Below are 16122 nucleotides of genomic sequence, written 5' to 3'. Positions count from 1 at the left end.
AATGAGCGAATTGATTCGAGTCGAAAACCTGCGGGTAGTCGCCTGTGGCGAACGCGGCGAGGTGGAGATCGTCAAGGGCGTCAGTTTTTCTCTGGCAAAAGGCGAAGTGCTCGCATTGATCGGCGAGTCCGGCTCCGGCAAGACCACCATTGCCCTGGCGCTTCTGGGTTATGCCCGACGCGGCTGTCGCCTGGCCGGTGGCGTGGTGCGCATCGGCGAGCACGACATGCTGGCCTTGAGCGAAGGCGAGCTGCAAGGCTTGCGCGGCAATCGCGTCTCGTACATTGCCCAAAGCGCCGCGGCGGCATTCAACCCAGCGAAAAAGCTCATCGACCAGGTGGTCGAGGGCGCGCTGATCCATGGCCTGGGCAGCCGGGCGGTGCTCGAAGCCAAGGCCATCGAACTTTTCCGTGACCTGGCGTTGCCGAACCCCGAGCGCATCGGTCAGCGGTATCCCCATCAAGTCTCCGGCGGGCAATTGCAACGGGTCATGGCGGCAATGGCGCTGATCAGCGATCCGCTGCTGGTGGTGCTCGATGAGCCCACCACCGCCCTGGATGTGACGACCCAGATCGATGTGCTGCGCGCTTTCAAACGCGTGGTGCGCGAGCGGGGCGCGACGGCGGTGTACGTGTCCCATGACTTGGCTGTCGTCGCGCAGATGGCCGACCAGATCGTAGTACTCAACGGCGGCGAGATATTCGAGCAGAGCGCGACCGCGCCGTTGCTCAAGGGGCCCGCCCATGCCTATACCCGAAGCCTGCTGACGGCGGCGCGTCCGGACACAACGATCCGTCCGCCCTGCGGCCTCGCGGAGGACGCTCCGCTGTTGACCATCCGGGGGCTGACCGCCGGCTACGGCAACAAGAACCCGCAAGGCATGCCGGCGATTCGCGTGCTGGAGGACATCGACCTCACCGTGCGCCGGGGCCAGGCCATCGGGGTGATCGGTGAGTCCGGTTCAGGTAAATCGACCTTGGCCCGGGTGGTGGCGGGGTTGCTGCCTCCGGCCCTTGGCGGGTTGACCTTCGACGGCCAGCCATTGGGCGGTAGCTTGCAGGAACGCACTGCTGACCAGTTCCGCCGCATCCAGATGGTTTTCCAGAACGCCGACACCGCCCTTAACCCCATGCACAGCATCAGCGCCATCCTGAGCCGGCCGTTGAAGATGTATTTCGGCCTCAAGGGCGCGGCCCTGCGCGAGCGCATCGGCGAGTTGCTCGACCTGGTCCGTTTGCCCCGGGACTTGGCCGAGCGACGTCCGAGCGAGCTGTCCGGCGGTCAGAAACAGCGGGTCAACCTGGCCCGGGCGCTGGCGGCCAAGCCGGACCTGATCCTCTGCGATGAAGTGACGTCGGCCCTCGATACCGTGGTCGGCGCGGCGATCCTTGAACTGCTGCGCGACCTGCGCCAACAACTGGGCGTGTCGTACCTGTTCATCAGCCACGACATCTCCACCGTGCGAGCGCTGTGCGACGACATCGTGGTGATGTACAGCGGCCACAAGGTCCAGTCGGGGTCTCGGCAATCGTTCGCCCAGGCACCGTTTCATCCCTACACGGACCTGCTGATCCATTCGGTGCCAGAGCTGCGCCAGGGCTGGCTGGAAACCTGCGGCGCGACGACTTGCGGTACGTTGCCGGCGTTGGGGCCAACGGCCAATGAACCGGATCTGTGCACATTCCTCGGTCGCTGCCCGGTACGGGTCGATGGGGTGTGCAACCATATCGCGCCACCCCGGCGCATCATCGATGGCGGCAGCGAGGTGCTCTGTCACCACGACAGCGGCGAACTGCTGAAAAGCCAGCGGGATTCAAACAGCATGATCGTGGGAGCCTACGCATGAACGCGCGTTTCGTGAGGTTGGCCGAACAGGGTCGACCCGTCGTCAACCTGAGGGTCGATGGCGTGCCCATCACGGCGTTGCAGGGCGATACGTTGATGGTCGCCTTGCTGACCCACGGCCCAGCGTTGCGCCAGTCGGAATTCGATCCCGGCAGCCGCGCCGGCTTTTGCCTGATGGGCGCCTGCCAGGATTGCTGGGTCTGGACCCGCAGCGGCGAACGCTTGCGCGCCTGCTCCAACGAAGTCCGCGAAGGGCTGGATATCATCACCACGCAACCGGAGGCGATATGGCCACTGCGCGGATAGTCATCGTCGGCGCCGGACCAGCCGGCGTACGCTGTGCCCAGACGTTGGTCGCGGCGGGGTTCAGGCCGATCCTGATCGACGAAAACCGTCGCGACGGCGGGCAGATCTACCGGCGCCAGCCCGAAGGGTTCATCCGGGACTACGGGACGCTGTACGGCACCGAAGCGGCCAAGGCCCGTGATTTGCACGAAAGCTTCGATCGCCTGCGCCCCAACCTCGACTATCGTCCGGATACGCTGGCGTGGAACCTGACGCCGGGTCAATTGAGCTGCGTCAGCCAGGGTCGCCATACGACAGTGGATTTTGACGCACTGATCCTCTGTACCGGTGCCACCGACCGCTTGATGCCGGTCGAGGGCTGGCAGTTGGGCGGCACCTATAGCCTCGGTGGGGCGCAGATTGCCTTGAAGGCTCAGGCGGTGTCCATTGGGCACCGGGTGGTGTTCATGGGCAGCGGGCCGTTGCTGTACCTGGTGGCCAGCCAATACGTGAAGGCTGGCGCCCAGGTCGCGGCGGTGCTGGACACCTCGCCATTGGTCAAGCGCATCCTGGCCTTGCCCAAGCTCATGGCGCGTCCTGGCCTGCTGTTCACGGGCATGAAACTGCTGGCGCAGCTGTACCGGGCGAAGGTTGCGGTACACCTGGGTATTTCGCCGCTGCAAGTGCTCGGCGAAGCGACCGCCGGAGTGAGCGGCGTTCGGGTACGTCGCGCAGACGGCCAGGAACTGACGGTGGATTGCGACGCGGTGGCGTTGGGGTATCACCTGCGTCCCGAAACCCAGCTGGCCGACCTGGCGGGCTGCCGCCTGCGCTTCGACGAGGCTTCCGGGCAATGGCTGCTGGACACCGACGAAGAAGGCCGGACGTCGGTCAGTGGCATCTATGCGGCGGGGGACGGCTCGCGAATCCGGGGTGCCGACGGCGCCGAGCATGCCGGGCGGCTGGTGGCCATGGCGCTACTGAATGACTTGCAGCAACCGGTGGATGCGGCCCGATTGGCCGAACAGCGCGGGGCGTTGAAGGTGATGGACGAGTTCCGCCTCGGCCTCGCCCAGGCGTTTCCCTGGCCGGCCGCGCAAGCCAAGGCCTTGCCGGACGAAGCCATCGTCTGCCGCTGCGAAATGATCAGCGCCGGTGAGCTGCGGCGTACCGTCAGCGAGAAGGGGGCCTGTGAAGTCAATCGGGCCAAGGCTTTCAGCCGGGTCGGCATGGGTCGCTGCCAGGGTCGCTATTGCTCCCAGGCCGGGGCCGAGGTGATTGCCGCGGCGGCGGGCGTGCCGGTGCAAGAAGTCGGACGCCAGCGCGGACAGGCACCGGTCAAACCGCTTTCCATGCTGACTCAGGAGGTCACGCCATGACCGTTGAAAAGGCCGATGTATTGATCGTCGGTGGTGGTTTCATGGGCGCGGCGTCGGCGTTTTTCCTGCGCCAGCGGGGCCGGTCGGTGATCCTGCTGGAGCGCGACCAGATCGGCCAATATGCCAGCGGCGTCAACTTTGGCAACGTGCGACGCCAGGGCCGTTTTCTCGGGCAGCTGGAATTGGCGAACCGTTCCTGGGCGCTGTGGAAACGCCTGCCGGAACTGATCGGCGAGGACCTGGAATTCATTCCCAGCGGACACATGCGCGTGTGTTACCGGGAAGAGGAAATCGAGGAGCTGCAAGCCTACGCCGATGCCCCCGAAGCCCGGCAACTGGAACTGCAGATTTATCGGGGCAGTGAACTGCACGGGCGCTTTCCGTTCCTGGGCAAGGACGTCAAGGGCGGCTCGTACGCCCCCCATGACGGTCACGCCAACCCGCGTCTCGCAGCACCGGCATTTGCCCGGGCGGCGCGGCGCCTCGGTGCCCGCATCGAAGAACGCACGGAAGTCGCCGAGGTGTACAAGGCCAATGGCGAATTCAGCGTCACCACGACCGATGGCCGCCAGTTCCGCGCCTCCCAATTGCTGATCACAGCCGGTGCCTGGGGGCAAAAACTTTCCGGGCAGTTCGGTGAGCCGGTGCCGCTGGCACCCAACGGTCCGCAAATGGCCGTCACCGAGCCGGTGCCCTATGCCTTGCCGACGGTGATCGGGGTGTACACGAAGATTCCCGAAGAAGTGATCTACTTCCGGCAGATTCCACGGGGCAACATCATCATCGGCGGTGGCTACCGTTGCGAGCCGGACATGCTCAACCGCCGCGCCCATGTCGAACCGCGCAGCCTGCTCAACCAACTGGACCAGATGCGGCGCCTGGTGCCGGGCATTGGCAACCTCAACATCATCCGCGTGTGGAGCGGTATCGAAGGCTACCTGCCCGATAACCTGCCGGTGATGGGCGCCAGCGGCAACGTCGACGGCCTGTACTACGCCTTCGGCTTCAGCGGCCATGGTTTCCAACTCGGTCCGGGCGTCGGCGACGTCATGGCCGAACTGATCAGCACCGGCACCACCAGCACGTCGATCGAACCGTTCTCCATCCGCCGGTTCACCCCGTCCGAACAACGGAGCAAAGCCTCATGAAACCTCGCGTCCTGGCTATTTTCGAGCGCCTGTTGGCGTTCGAAACGGTTTCCTCGGAATCGAACATGGCGCTGATCGAATACGTCCGCGATGTGTTGGCGGGCAAAGGCATCGAATCGTTGATCGTCAAGGACGAGAGCGGCAAGAAAGCCAACCTGTTCGCCAGCACCGGCCCCCGTGAGGTGCCAGGGGTCCTGCTATCCGGCCATACCGACGTCGTGCCGGCGGCGGGGCAGGCCTGGACCGTTCCGGCATTCCAGGCGACGGTGCGCGATGGCCGGGTCTACGGGCGCGGTAGCTGTGACATGAAAGGCTTCATCGCCCTGGCGATCGACGCCATGCTCGACGCGGCCGACCAGCCGTTGAGCCGGCCGCTGCAACTGGCGCTTTCCCATGATGAAGAAATCGGCTGCGTGGGCGTTCGCCGCCTGCTCGACGTGCTGCACCTGGCCCCGGTGCGACCGTTCCTGTGCGTGATCGGTGAGCCGACCAACATGCAATTCGTGTTGGGCCACAAGGGCAAGGGCTCCTACCGCACCTACTGCCGAGGCCTGGAAGCGCACTCATCCCTGGCCCCGCGCTCGGTCAACGCCATCCACGTGGCGTGCGACTTCATCGCGGCGTTGCGCCAGAGTCAACGGCAGTTGCAGGAGCAGGGCGCCCAGGACAGCGACTATGACGTGCCCTACAGCACGGTGCATGTCGGGCAGATCGTCGGCGGCAAGGCACTCAATATCGTGCCGAACCTGTGTACGCTGGACTTCGAAGTGCGCAACCTGCCGGCCGACGATCTGGATCGGTTTCTGGAGCAACTGCACGAGCACGCCGAAGTGATCGTCCGCGAGGCGAAAAAGCTCTCGAACGTAGCGGACATCCAGATCGAGACGCTGAATGTCTATCCGGGGCTTGATACGCATCCGAGCGTCGAAGCGGTGCGGTTTCTCAAGCATTTCGCTGAGCCGGGTACCGGGACTGCGAAGGTCTCTTTCGGCACCGAGGGTGGGTTGTTCAAGCAGCGGCTGGACGTGCCGGTGGTGGTGTGTGGGCCGGGCTCCATCGAACAGGCGCATAAGCCGGATGAGTTTATCGAAGTGGCTCAGATGGAGGCGGGGGAGCGGTTCCTGGCTGGGTTGCTTGGGGCTTTGAAGGTTTAAACCGCGTCCACCGCAAGGCCCCCAGATTTAGCCGCGCCAAAGAAACCTGTGGGAGCGAGCTTGCTCGCGATGGGCCCAGCACATCCGACTCACTCATGGGCTCATACGCCGCCTTCGCGAGCAAGCCCGTTCCCACGCACCAAGCAAGAACAAAGCAGTCGCAGTCCTATCGGTATAGCCTGCCGCTTCACCCCAAAACTTCAGCATCCAACACCGCCCAACCTCCGCTTTCAGCATCCTGCGCCGCGGCACCTCCTTAGACTGGAACTACCTCGGAACAGGACGCGACCATGCTCACTCAACTTCTGAAAGACCCCAGCCTGCTGGCGGAACTGGCTTATATCGACGGGCAGTGGGTGGGGGCCGACGATGGCGCCACCCTCGACGTCATCAACCCGGCCACCGGCCAAACGCTCGCCCGCGTCCCCGCGATGCAAGGCAGCGAAACCCGACGCGCCATCGAGGCAGCGGACGGGGCCTGGGCGGCATGGCGCGCGCGTCCGGCGGCGGAGCGGGCGGCGATGTTGGAGCGCTGGTATCAAGCCATGATGGACAACCTCGAAGACCTCGCGCTGATCATGACCCATGAACAGGGCAAGCCACTGAATGAAGCCAGGGGCGAGATTCGCTACGGCGCCGGCTTCGTCAAATGGTTCGCCGAAGAGGCCCGTCGGGTCTATGGCGAGACCATTCCGGCCCCCAGCGGCGACCGTCGCCTGCTCACCCTGAAGCAACCGGTCGGCGTCTGCGCCGCCATCACACCGTGGAACTTCCCCAACGCGATGATCACCCGCAAGTGCGCTCCGGCGCTGGCGGCGGGGTGCCCGGTGATCGTCAAGCCGTCGGACCTGACACCGTTGTCCGCCCTGGCGCTCGCCGTGCTGGCCGAGCGGGTCGGGATTCCGGCCGGGGTCTTCAATGTGGTCACGGGCATGCCCGCTGGCATCGGCGAAGAGCTGACCGGCAACCCGACGGTGCGCAAGATTTCCTTCACCGGCTCGACGGCGGTCGGCCGCCTGTTGATGCGCCAGAGCGCCGAGCACATCAAGCGCCTGAGCCTGGAACTCGGTGGCAATGCGCCGTTCATCGTGTTCGACGATGCTGATTTGGAACAGGCCGTGGCCGGCATCATGCAAAGCAAGTTTCGCAACGCCGGCCAGACCTGCGTCTGCGCCAACCGCATCCTGGTGCAGGAAGGCATCTACGAACGTTTTGCCGAGCGGCTGGTGCAGGAAGTGCGCAAGCTGAAGATCGGCGATGGGCTCGAAGCCGACGTGATGATCGGCCCATTGATCAATCCTGCTGCGGTGAGCAAGGTCGCCCGGCATATCGACGATGCGCTGAGCCAGGGCGCGCGCCTCCTGTGTGGCGGCATTCCTCAAGGCGACAGCCAGTTCGTCGAGCCGACGGTGCTGGGCGACGCCCACGCCGGGATGTTGCTTGCCAATGAAGAAACCTTCGGCCCGGTTGCACCGCTGATGCGCTTTTCGACGGAGGACGAGGCACTGGCCTTGGCCAATGCCACGCCTTATGGCCTGGGTGCCTATTTCTTTACCCAGGACCTGCGGCGCTCGTGGCATTTCGGCGAGGCGTTGGAGTTCGGGATGATCGGGCTCAACACCGGGATCATCTCCATGGAGGTGGCGCCTTTCGGTGGCATCAAGCAGTCCGGCCTGGGGCGCGAAGGCAGCAAGTACGGCCTGGATGAATACCTGGAAGTGAAAGCTCTCCATATCGGTGGGCTGTGATGCGGCCTTCGTTTGAACAGACAACCGGGAGTCAGGACTGATGAGCAAACCCTTTAGAATCGCCGCGATTGCCGGCGATGGCATTGGCAAGGAAGTATTGCCCGAAGGCCTGCGAGTATTGGAGCAGGCCGCCAGGCAATGGCAGTTGGACCTGGACATCCAAGTGTTCGATTGGGCTCACTGCGATTATTACCTGGAGCACGGGCAGATGATGCCCGTCGACTGGTTCGAGCAACTCAAGGGCTTCGACGCGATCTACTTCGGCGCCGTGGGATGGCCTGACAAGGTCCCGGACCACATTTCTCTGTGGGGCTCGTTGCTCAAGTTCCGCCGCGATTTCGACCAGTACGTGAACATCCGCCCGGTGCGGCTGTTTCCGGGCGTGCCCTGTCCGCTGGCCGGACGGGAGGCGGGGGATATCGATTTCGTGGTAATCCGCGAAAACACCGAGGGTGAATATTCCTCGGTCGGCGGCAAGATGTTCGAAGGCACCGAGCATGAATTCGTCCTGCAGGAATCGGTGTTCACTCGCCGAGGCGTCGACCGGATTCTCAAGTTCGCCTTCGACCTGGCCCAATCCCGACCGCGCAAGCGCCTGACGGCCGCGACCAAGTCCAACGGGATTTCCATCAGCATGCCGTACTGGGACGAACGCACGGCCTTGATGGCCGAGCAATACCCCGAGGTGACATGGGACAAACAGCACATCGACATCCTGTGCGCCCGTTTCGTCCTGCAACCAGACCGCTTCGATGTGGTGGTCGCCTCGAACCTGTTCGGCGACATCCTTTCCGACCTCGGCCCCGCCTGCGCCGGCACTATCGGCATCGCGCCGTCGGCGAACCTGGATCCGCAGCGGCGCTTTCCCTCGCTGTTCGAACCGGTGCACGGCACGGCGCCGGATATCTATGGGCAAAACAATGCCAACCCGATCGCGATGATCTGGTCGGCAGCGTTGATGCTGGATTTCCTTGGCAACGGCGATGAGCGTTATCGCGCGGCCCATGACGGGATCCTGCGGGCCATCGAGCAGGTGATCGCACATGGGCCGATAACCCCGGACCTGGGCGGACAAGCCTCGACCCAGGACGTCGGCAAGGCTATCGCCGCGGGGCTTTGAGGCCTGGCGCACTATCGCAAGCCCATGTGGTCGTAACCTTCAACGCATCCATGCCTGAACGTCACGACCCATGGAGACCCAATGAATCAGGACGTCCCGAACACCGATACCAATCGCCGCCAATTGCTGCAAATCATCGCCGGATTGTCTGACGGCGTGATACTGGTCGAGGTCGACCAGACCATTGCCTGGGCCAATGAAGCCGCCCTGACCATGCACGGCGTCACGGAGCTCGGCGAGTTGGGCGCCAATGCCAAGCAATACGCCAAGCGTTTCCACCTGCGCTATCGCAATAACCATTCGTTGCCCGAAGACAATTACCCCATCGCCCGCGTCGCTCGTGGCGATGAATTCAGCGATGTGCTGGTGGAAGTCACGCCAGACGCCGACCCGGATCGGACCTGGGTTCACCGCATCCGCAGCATGGTCCTGAGTGACCGTGCCGGCGAGCCGGAATACCTGGTGCTGATTCTCAGCGATGCCACTGAATGGGCCAGCGCTGAGCAACGGTTCGAGAGAACCTTTGGTGCCAATCCGGCGCCTGCGGTGATCTGCCGCCTCAGCGACCTGCGCTATATCAAGGTCAACGCGGGCTTCCTGGAAATGACCGGCTACAGCCGCGAGCAGGTGATCGGCCGTTCGGTGTATGAGTTGGATGTGCTCGAAGCGGCCGAGAAGCGTGACCTGGCCATCGAGCGCCTGGGCCAGGGTGCGACCATTCCGCAGATGCAGGCCGAAATGCGTTTGCCGGACGGTAGCAGCAAGCAAGTGATCGTCGCCGGCCAGCCCCTGGACCTGCACGATGAAGACTGCATGCTGTTCTCCTTCATGGACATGGAGCCCCGGCGCAAGGCCGAGACGGCGCTGCGTCAAAGCGAGGAGCGCTTTGCCAAGTCATTCCGCCTGTCGCCGGTGCCAACGCTGATCTGTAGCGCTGAGCAGCAATTGCTGGAAATCAACGAAGCCTTCCTCCAGGCGACCGGTTATGCCAGCGAAGAGTTGTTGGGCAAGACCGTCGAGGAAATCGGTTTTCTCGAAAAGGACGCAGGCGCGACGCTTTTTGCGCGGTTGGAAAAGACCGCCACTGTGTCCGGCGTCGACATCAAGGTTCACAGAAAAGGGGGCGAACAGATCGACTGCGAAGTGGCGGCCGACACTGTGGCCATCCAGGACAAACCCTGCTATTTGCTGGTGCTGATGAACATCACCGAACGCAAGCGTTCGGAGTTGGAACTGGTGGCGGCCATCGAGGAAGTGATGAAGGACGCCTCGTGGTTCAGTCGGACCTTGATCGAAAAACTCGCCAATGTGAAAAGTATCAACGCGCAAAGCCCCACGACATCGTTCACCGAGCTGACGGCCCGGGAACGCGATGTGCTTGGCCTGATCTGCGAAGGCCTGGCGGACAAGGAAATCGCCGCGCGGCTCAAGCTCGCGCCAAACACCGTGCGCAATCACGTGGCTACGCTGTATTCCAAACTGGACGTGCATAGCCGCAGCGAAGCGATTGTCTGGGCGCGAGAGCGGGGGTTGTACGCAAATGAATGGCGGATGAAGGCACCATAGTAGCCAGTGCATATGCACCTGCCGTGCTAGTGCAAATTCGGGTTCTTCGCGGGCGCCTCCTTCCTTAGGCTGAGAGGGTGCGGCATAGCTGTTGATGTCGCGTCCCCCACGAAACAGTCAAGGAATACGCCACAATGCGCAACAAGCCCTTCAAGTGCGAGATCGACAGGAAGTCTGCGGGAGCCAGGAGGCCGGGTGTGTCCAACGGTCATTTGCGACTTCGAAGCTGAGGTGCGAACGATGACCCATCTTGCTCCGCTTCGCGCCCGCCTCGAAAAAAGTTTTGCTCCGCTGTCCTGCGCATGCAACCTCAATGGCGATGGCACGCTGACTATTCGTCTGTATCACCAGGAAAGCGGCGAGGTCGACCTGGTGGTGAGCGGCATGAGCGTCGAGAGCATCCGCTCTGAAGAGGGCCTGGAGAAGCTGATTGACGAGCTGCGCTACGAACTGCAGAACACGCCGTTGCACCGCAGTGATCCTGCCTGATTTCCTGGTCCGCTAAGACGCGCTCCCTCGCCACGGGCCAACGAATCAGAGCAATGTCGCCCGGCAATCGAGCACCAGCCGGGCGCCGCCCGACTCGCTGCGATCCACTTCCAGGGTAAATCCGTGCAAATTGACAATCGCCGCGACAATGGACAGGCCAAGGCCGAATCCGCCGTGCTGGCTGCTGCCCTCGGCGCGGTAGAAACGGCGAAACACCGCCTTGCGCTCTGCCTCCGGGATGCCAGGGCCGGAGTCGAGCACTTCGATGCGGGTGCTGTCGCCCTGGTCGACGCCGCGCAGGATCACCTCACCGCCCGGTGGGGTGAATTTGATGGAATTGCTCAGAAGGTTCGACACGGCCTCGAACAGCAACGCCCGGTCGCCGTTGAGCAGGGGCAGGCTGGCGGGCACCTCCAGCTTGAAAACCAGCTCGCGCTCTTCGGCGAGGGGCAGGTAGAAATCGTGCAGTTCTTGCAATAACTGCAAGGGATCGAGGCGCATGAAGCCGGAGCGACGCTGCTGGTCCTCCAACTCTGATATCCGCAACAGCCCGCGAAACCGCGCCATCAGCGTATCCGTCTCGGCGATCACCTGATCCATCTGCAAGGCTTCGGGCGAGCCGTCCGCCGCTTCCTGCTGGATGCGATAGAGCTGGGCCCGCAGGCGGGTCAGTGGCGTGCGCAAGTCATGGGCGATGTTGTCGCAAACGCCCTTGACCTCGTTCATCAGCCGTTCGATGCGGTCGAGCATGGCGTTGACGATGGCCGCCAGCATGTCCAGCTCATCGCGGCGGCTCGACAGCGGCAGGCGATGGGTCAGGTCACCGGCGACGATGGCCTCGGCGCTGGCTTGCAGCTTGCGAATCCGCCGCAACGGCCGGCGCCGCAGCAGGTGCCAGCCGAAGATGCCCGGCAGGATCGTCAGCGATACGCCCCAGAACAGTGCGTGTGAAATGATGCGTGTCACGGCGAACAACGAGCCGTTGTCCCGCGCCAGCACCAGCCAGCGACCATCCTGGGTCCGGGTCGCTATCGCGTCGCAACTGTCGGACGGCACGCCCGGGTCGTCGGAATCGACGCAACCGCCGAGCATATGGATCTTGCCATCGAGCGGCAGATCGGCGGGGATGCGTTGGATCGGTCCGCTCAGATGGCGCAACTGCGGATCGAACAGGCCGTAGGCGTCGACGCCGCGTTCGTCCAACGTCAGGCTGGCCATCAGCGCGTCCTCCAGCTGGTCGCCGTGGATGCGCGCGAACAGGTGCTGGCGTTGCATCAGGGAATGTTTGGCGAGGCTGTCGAGGTAGCCAAACACTTCGTAATACATCACCCCCATCAGGATGGCGCTCCAGATCACGAACAGCGCGCTGTAGAGCGCCAGCAGGCGGCTGCTTGAGGATCGCCAGCCCTTAGCGGGGTTCAGCAATGACATAGCCGGACCCTCGTACCGTGCGAATCAGCGGCTCCAGGCCCGGCGGGTCGATTTTTTTGCGCAGGCGACCGATGTGGACGTCGATCAGGTTGGTGCCGGGGTCGAAGTGATACCCCCAGACCTCTTCGAAAATCATCATGCGCGACAGGATCTGGCCGCTGTTGCGCATCAGGAATTCCAGCAATTTGTATTCGGTGGGCAAGAGGCTGAGCAGTTGCCCGTTGCGGCTGGCTTCGCGGCTGATCAGGTTCAGCTCCAGGTCCGCCACCCGCAGCGCGGTCTCGGGTTCACGGGCACCGTTGTTGCGGCGCAGCAACACCTCGACCCGGGCGGCCATTTCATCGGTGGCGAACGGCTTGGTCAGGTAATCGTCGCCACCGGCGCGCAGGCCGCGGACGCGTTCGTCGACATCGGACAGGGCGCTGATCATCAGAATCGGCGTGGCCACGCCCATGGTCCGTAGCGTGGTGACAATCACCAGGCCGTCCAGTTCGGGGAGCATGCGGTCGAGGGTGATCAGGTCGTAGTCACCGCTGACCGCGCGCTCCAAGCCTTCGCGGCCATTGTCGACCCAGTCGACGTCCAGGCCGTTGCGGGTCAGTTCGGCGACAATTTCCCGAGCGGTCACGGCGTCGTCTTCGATGGTCAGGATGCGGTTCATGGTCAGTACCGGGTGAGTAATTGGAGCGACTGCGCAGCATTCTGCCAAAGAATACCTGTCGGCTTTCTGAAAAAAAGTTCATGGGCGCGGACGTGCGCATTGATTGGCCTGGATCAACACTTCGTCACAAATAATCCCTAACATCATTGCGCCGCGCACCAGCATGCTGCGTCTGTTGCCCTGTTTTGGCGCGCAGTCGCCGATGGGCATCGCCGCAAGGCGGGTGGTGGCGTGCCGCAAGGAGCCAAGACCGACTGAACCTTCAAGGAAGAGCTGCATGATGCAACCTCAAGACCTCATACACCGACAATACGATATCCAGCCGCTCGAGGCTGACATGACCGTGCTCCTGGACGGACAGGCTGTCAATGCCGCCCAGGGCGAAACCGTGCTTACCGTGATCCAGGCCCTGGGTCGCCGGCAGGTGGCCCGCAACGACCACGACCAGATCAGTGGCGCCTATTGCGGCATGGGGGTTTGCCATTGCTGCCTGGTCAAGATCGATGGTCGCCATAAGCGCCGCGCCTGCCAGACTCTCGTGCGCCCCGGCATGCAGATCGAGACCCGGGCCAACCGCATTGCTGAAACGGAGGCGCCATGAACCTCGATCCGGTCATCGTCGGCGGCGGGCCGGCGGGCATGGCGGCGGCTACCGAGCTGGCCTCCCACGGGGTGCGCTGCACCTTGCTCGAAGAGGCGCCGCGCCTCGGTGGCGTGGTGTATCGCGGCCCCTTGCGCGATGGCGTATGCCTGGATTACCTGGGGGCCCGCTACAGCGAAGCGTTGGAGAAGCTCCACGGGGACTTCCAGCGCCACGCCGACCTGATCGACGTGCAATTGGGCTGCCGTGTCATCGGGGCGGAGGGATTCCGGGCGCTGACGCTGCTCGATGCGCACGAGCGCTTGCGGTCGGTTGCCTATTCGCAGTTGATCCTGGCAGCGGGGTGCCATGAACGCAGCGTACCGTTCCCTGGCTGGACCCTCCCGGGCGTGATGATGCTTGGCGGCTTGCAGCTGCAGATCAAGAGCGGCGTGGTCAAGCCGCCGAGCCCGGTGGTGATCGCCGGGACGGGCCCGTTATTGCCATTGGTGGCCTGTCAGCTTCACGCCTCGGGCGTCACCGTGGCGGGTGTCTATGAGGCGTGTGCGTTCGGCAGGATCGCCAAGGAAAGCCTAGCGCTGCTGAACAAGCCGCAACTGTTCCTCGACGGCCTGGGCATGCTCGCGTACCTCAAGCGCCATCGCATTCCCGTGCGCTATGGCTGGGGCGTGGTGCGTGCCGAAGGCGAGGGCGAGTTGAGCGCCGTGACCGTAGCGCCGTACTCCGTAAATTGGGAACCGGACCTTGCGCGCGCCGAACAGGTGCCGGCCCAGACGTTGGCCGTCGGCTACGGGTTTATCCCGCGCACCCAGCTGAGCCAGCAGATGGGCCTGGAACATGGTTTCAGCGACGACGGCTATCTGCGTGCCGTGTCCGATGCCTGGCAACGGGGCAGCGAGGCGCATGTCCATCTGGCGGGCGACATGGGCGGGATTCGCGGGGGAGAGGCAGCCATGCTGAGCGGGCGCATCGCGGCGCTGTCGGTGCTGGTGCAACGCAACGTCCTGGATGAGGCGGCAGCCCTCGGGCGTCGCGAGCGGTACCAGGCACAACTGGACCGCATCATTCGTTTTCGCGCCGCGGTCGATCGCTACACCCAGCGTGGGGCGGGCCAAACGGCGCTGCCTGCCGCCGACACGGTGATCTGCCGCTGCGAACATGCCACCCGCGCCGACATCGACCGGGCCCTGGCGCAGGGCGTGCAAGACATGGCCAGCCTGAAGATGCGCACCCGCGTGAGCATGGGCGACTGCCAGGGGCGCATGTGCGTCGGTTATTGCAGCGACCGGTTGCGCGAGGCCACCGGGCGCGCTGATGTAGGGTGGCTGCGGCCACGTTTCCCCATAGATCCTGTTCCTTTTTCAGCGTTCCAGTACCTCGGCACGGAGGCCGTTTCCCATGATTAGGCATTACGATGTTGTGATTGCCGGTGGCGGCGTGATCGGCGCCTCCTGCGCTTACCAGCTGTCCAAGCGCAACCATCTGAAGATCGCCCTGATCGACGCCAAGCGTCCAGGCAACGCCACCCGCGCCTCGGCGGGTGGCCTCTGGGCCATTGGCGAATCGGTGGGCCTGGGTTGCGGGGTGATTTTCTTCAGGATGATGTCAGCCAATCGCAAGCGCCAGGCCCAGGGCGCCGCCGTGGCGGTGGATGCCAGCACGCCGCACATCCTGCCCGACTCGTTTTTCGAATTCGCCTTGCAGTCCAACGCGATGTACCCGCAATTGCACCGGGAACTGTTCGATCGTCATGGCATGGATTTCAAGTTCGAACGGACCGGGCTCAAGTTCGTGATCTACGACGATGAAGATCGGTTGTATGCCGAGCATATCGTCGCCTGCATTCCTCATCTGGCCGATCAGGTGCGCTGGCTCGACCAGGCGGCATTGCGCGAGGCCGAGCCGAACGTCAGCCACGAGGCCCGGGGTGCCCTGGAATTCCTGTGCGACCATCAGGTCAGCCCATTCCGCCTGGCAGACGCCTACACCGAGGGCGCGCGGCAGAACGGTGTCGACCTGTTCTTCAACACCAACGTGACTGACGTGTTGCGAAGCGGGACGCGGGTCACCGGCGTGAAGACCGCCGAGGCCGGGACATTCACTTGCCAGACCTTGATCAACGCTGCCGGCGCCTGGGCGGCGGACCTGAGCGAGCAGGCAACGGGCGTGCGGATCCCGGTCAAGCCAGTCAAGGGCCAGATCCTCTTGACCGAGCGCATGCCCAAAATCCTCAATGGCTGCCTGACCACCAGCGACTGCTACGTGGCGCAGAAAGACAACGGCGAAATCCTCATCGGCAGCACCACGGAGGACAAAGGGTTCGACGTGACCACCACCTACCCGGAGATCGAAGGGCTGGTACAGGGTGCCGTGCGCTGTATCCCGCAACTGGCCGACATCAACCTGAAGCGCACCTGGGCCGGCCTGCGTCCAGGCTCACCCGATGAGCTACCGATCTTGGGGCCGATGCGCGGTGTCGAGGGCTACCTCACCGCCTGCGGGCACTTTCGCACCGGTATCCTGACCTCGGCCATCACCGGCGTGCTGCTGGACAAACTGGTGAACCAGGAGCCGCTGCCACTGGACATCACGCCATTCCTGGCCGACCGCTTCGAGGTAGCGCCGACTCCAGAGCCTAGAAAAATGGAACCGGCCTGAACCCTGTGGGAGCGAGCTTGCTCGCTCCCACAAAGGC

15 protein-coding genes are annotated in these 16122 nt (G+C 63.7%); 12 read left to right on the top strand and 3 right to left on the bottom strand.

Annotation, left to right across the window (positions count from 1 at the left end):
* Position 1 precedes the first annotated feature (1 nt).
* From J3P76_RS14610 to J3P76_RS14570, 9 genes are all read left to right on the top strand, one after another.
* Positions 2-1846: an ABC transporter ATP-binding protein gene (locus tag J3P76_RS14610; RefSeq protein WP_434700885.1), complete on the top strand. Its 1845-nt coding sequence runs from the start codon at positions 2-4 to the stop codon at positions 1844-1846.
* Positions 1843-2151: a (2Fe-2S)-binding protein gene (locus J3P76_RS14605; protein WP_434674978.1), complete on the top strand. Its 309-nt coding sequence runs from the start codon at positions 1843-1845 to the stop codon at positions 2149-2151. Before J3P76_RS14610 ends, J3P76_RS14605 begins: the two co-directional genes overlap by 4 nt.
* Positions 2133-3509 (top strand): FAD-dependent oxidoreductase, encoded by a 1377-nt coding sequence (locus J3P76_RS14600; RefSeq protein ID WP_434563653.1) that lies wholly within the window; start codon positions 2133-2135, stop codon positions 3507-3509. The genes J3P76_RS14605 and J3P76_RS14600 overlap by 19 nt, the downstream gene beginning before the upstream one ends.
* The gene (locus J3P76_RS14595; protein ID WP_434563655.1) at positions 3506-4657 is read left to right on the top strand and encodes an NAD(P)/FAD-dependent oxidoreductase; all 1152 of its coding nucleotides are present in this window, start codon (positions 3506-3508) and stop codon (positions 4655-4657) included. The genes J3P76_RS14600 and J3P76_RS14595 overlap by 4 nt, the downstream gene beginning before the upstream one ends.
* The gene (gene argE / locus J3P76_RS14590; RefSeq protein ID WP_434611026.1) at positions 4654-5811 is read left to right on the top strand and encodes an acetylornithine deacetylase; all 1158 of its coding nucleotides are present in this window, start codon (positions 4654-4656) and stop codon (positions 5809-5811) included. The genes J3P76_RS14595 and argE overlap by 4 nt, the downstream gene beginning before the upstream one ends.
* Positions 5812-6101: 290 nt before the next feature.
* On the top strand, positions 6102-7559 hold the full coding sequence (locus tag J3P76_RS14585) for an NAD-dependent succinate-semialdehyde dehydrogenase (RefSeq protein WP_434700884.1): 1458 nt from the start codon (positions 6102-6104) through the stop codon (positions 7557-7559).
* Between the two features lie 40 nt (positions 7560-7599).
* Entirely contained in the window at positions 7600-8679 is a 1080-nt protein-coding gene (locus J3P76_RS14580; RefSeq protein WP_434700883.1) for a tartrate dehydrogenase, read from the top strand.
* Positions 8680-8760: 81 nt separating this feature from the next.
* Positions 8761-10245 (top strand): PAS domain S-box protein, encoded by a 1485-nt coding sequence (locus tag J3P76_RS14575; protein WP_434700882.1) that lies wholly within the window; start codon positions 8761-8763, stop codon positions 10243-10245.
* A gap of 240 nt (positions 10246-10485) precedes the next feature.
* Positions 10486-10734: a DUF1652 domain-containing protein gene (locus J3P76_RS14570; RefSeq protein WP_420766617.1), complete on the top strand. Its 249-nt coding sequence runs from the start codon at positions 10486-10488 to the stop codon at positions 10732-10734.
* A 45-nt stretch (positions 10735-10779) separates the two neighbouring features.
* Here J3P76_RS14570 and J3P76_RS14565 read toward each other — a convergent pair whose 3' ends face one another.
* The 3 genes from J3P76_RS14565 to J3P76_RS14555 form a co-directional block, all read right to left on the bottom strand.
* Complete coding sequence (locus tag J3P76_RS14565; RefSeq protein ID WP_420766616.1) at positions 10780-12165, bottom strand: sensor histidine kinase; 1386 nt, start codon at positions 12163-12165, stop codon at positions 10780-10782.
* Positions 12143-12826, bottom strand: coding sequence for a response regulator transcription factor (locus tag J3P76_RS14560; RefSeq protein ID WP_047230191.1), 684 nt, complete (start codon positions 12824-12826; stop codon positions 12143-12145). Before J3P76_RS14560 ends, J3P76_RS14565 begins: the two co-directional genes overlap by 23 nt.
* A 78-nt stretch (positions 12827-12904) precedes the next feature.
* Positions 12905-13105 carry a hypothetical protein gene (locus J3P76_RS14555; protein ID WP_420766615.1) on the bottom strand — a complete coding sequence of 67 codons (201 nt, stop codon included), beginning with the start codon at positions 13103-13105 and terminating at the stop codon, positions 12905-12907.
* Position 13106: 1 nt separating this feature from the next.
* Between J3P76_RS14555 and hcnA the strand changes: the two genes are divergently transcribed.
* Genes hcnA through hcnC form a run of 3 tightly spaced genes read left to right on the top strand, consistent with a single transcriptional unit; the run spans position 13107 to position 16085 of the window.
* Positions 13107-13427, top strand: a complete 321-nt coding sequence (hcnA, locus tag J3P76_RS14550) for a cyanide-forming glycine dehydrogenase subunit HcnA (protein ID WP_420766636.1) — start codon at positions 13107-13109, stop codon at positions 13425-13427.
* Entirely contained in the window at positions 13424-14833 is a 1410-nt protein-coding gene (hcnB, locus tag J3P76_RS14545; protein ID WP_434700881.1) for a cyanide-forming glycine dehydrogenase subunit HcnB, read from the top strand. The genes hcnA and hcnB overlap by 4 nt, the downstream gene beginning before the upstream one ends.
* Positions 14826-16085 (top strand): cyanide-forming glycine dehydrogenase subunit HcnC, encoded by a 1260-nt coding sequence (hcnC, locus tag J3P76_RS14540; RefSeq protein ID WP_434700880.1) that lies wholly within the window; start codon positions 14826-14828, stop codon positions 16083-16085. Before hcnB ends, hcnC begins: the two co-directional genes overlap by 8 nt.
* Positions 16086-16122: the final 37 nt, after the last annotated feature.

This window comes from Pseudomonas sp. D1-36, assembly GCF_051132205.1.
GTDB lineage: Bacteria > Pseudomonadota > Gammaproteobacteria > Pseudomonadales > Pseudomonadaceae > Aquipseudomonas.
Note: the sequence above shows the minus strand (reverse complement) of the source record. Positions and strands in the feature narration are given on the sequence as shown.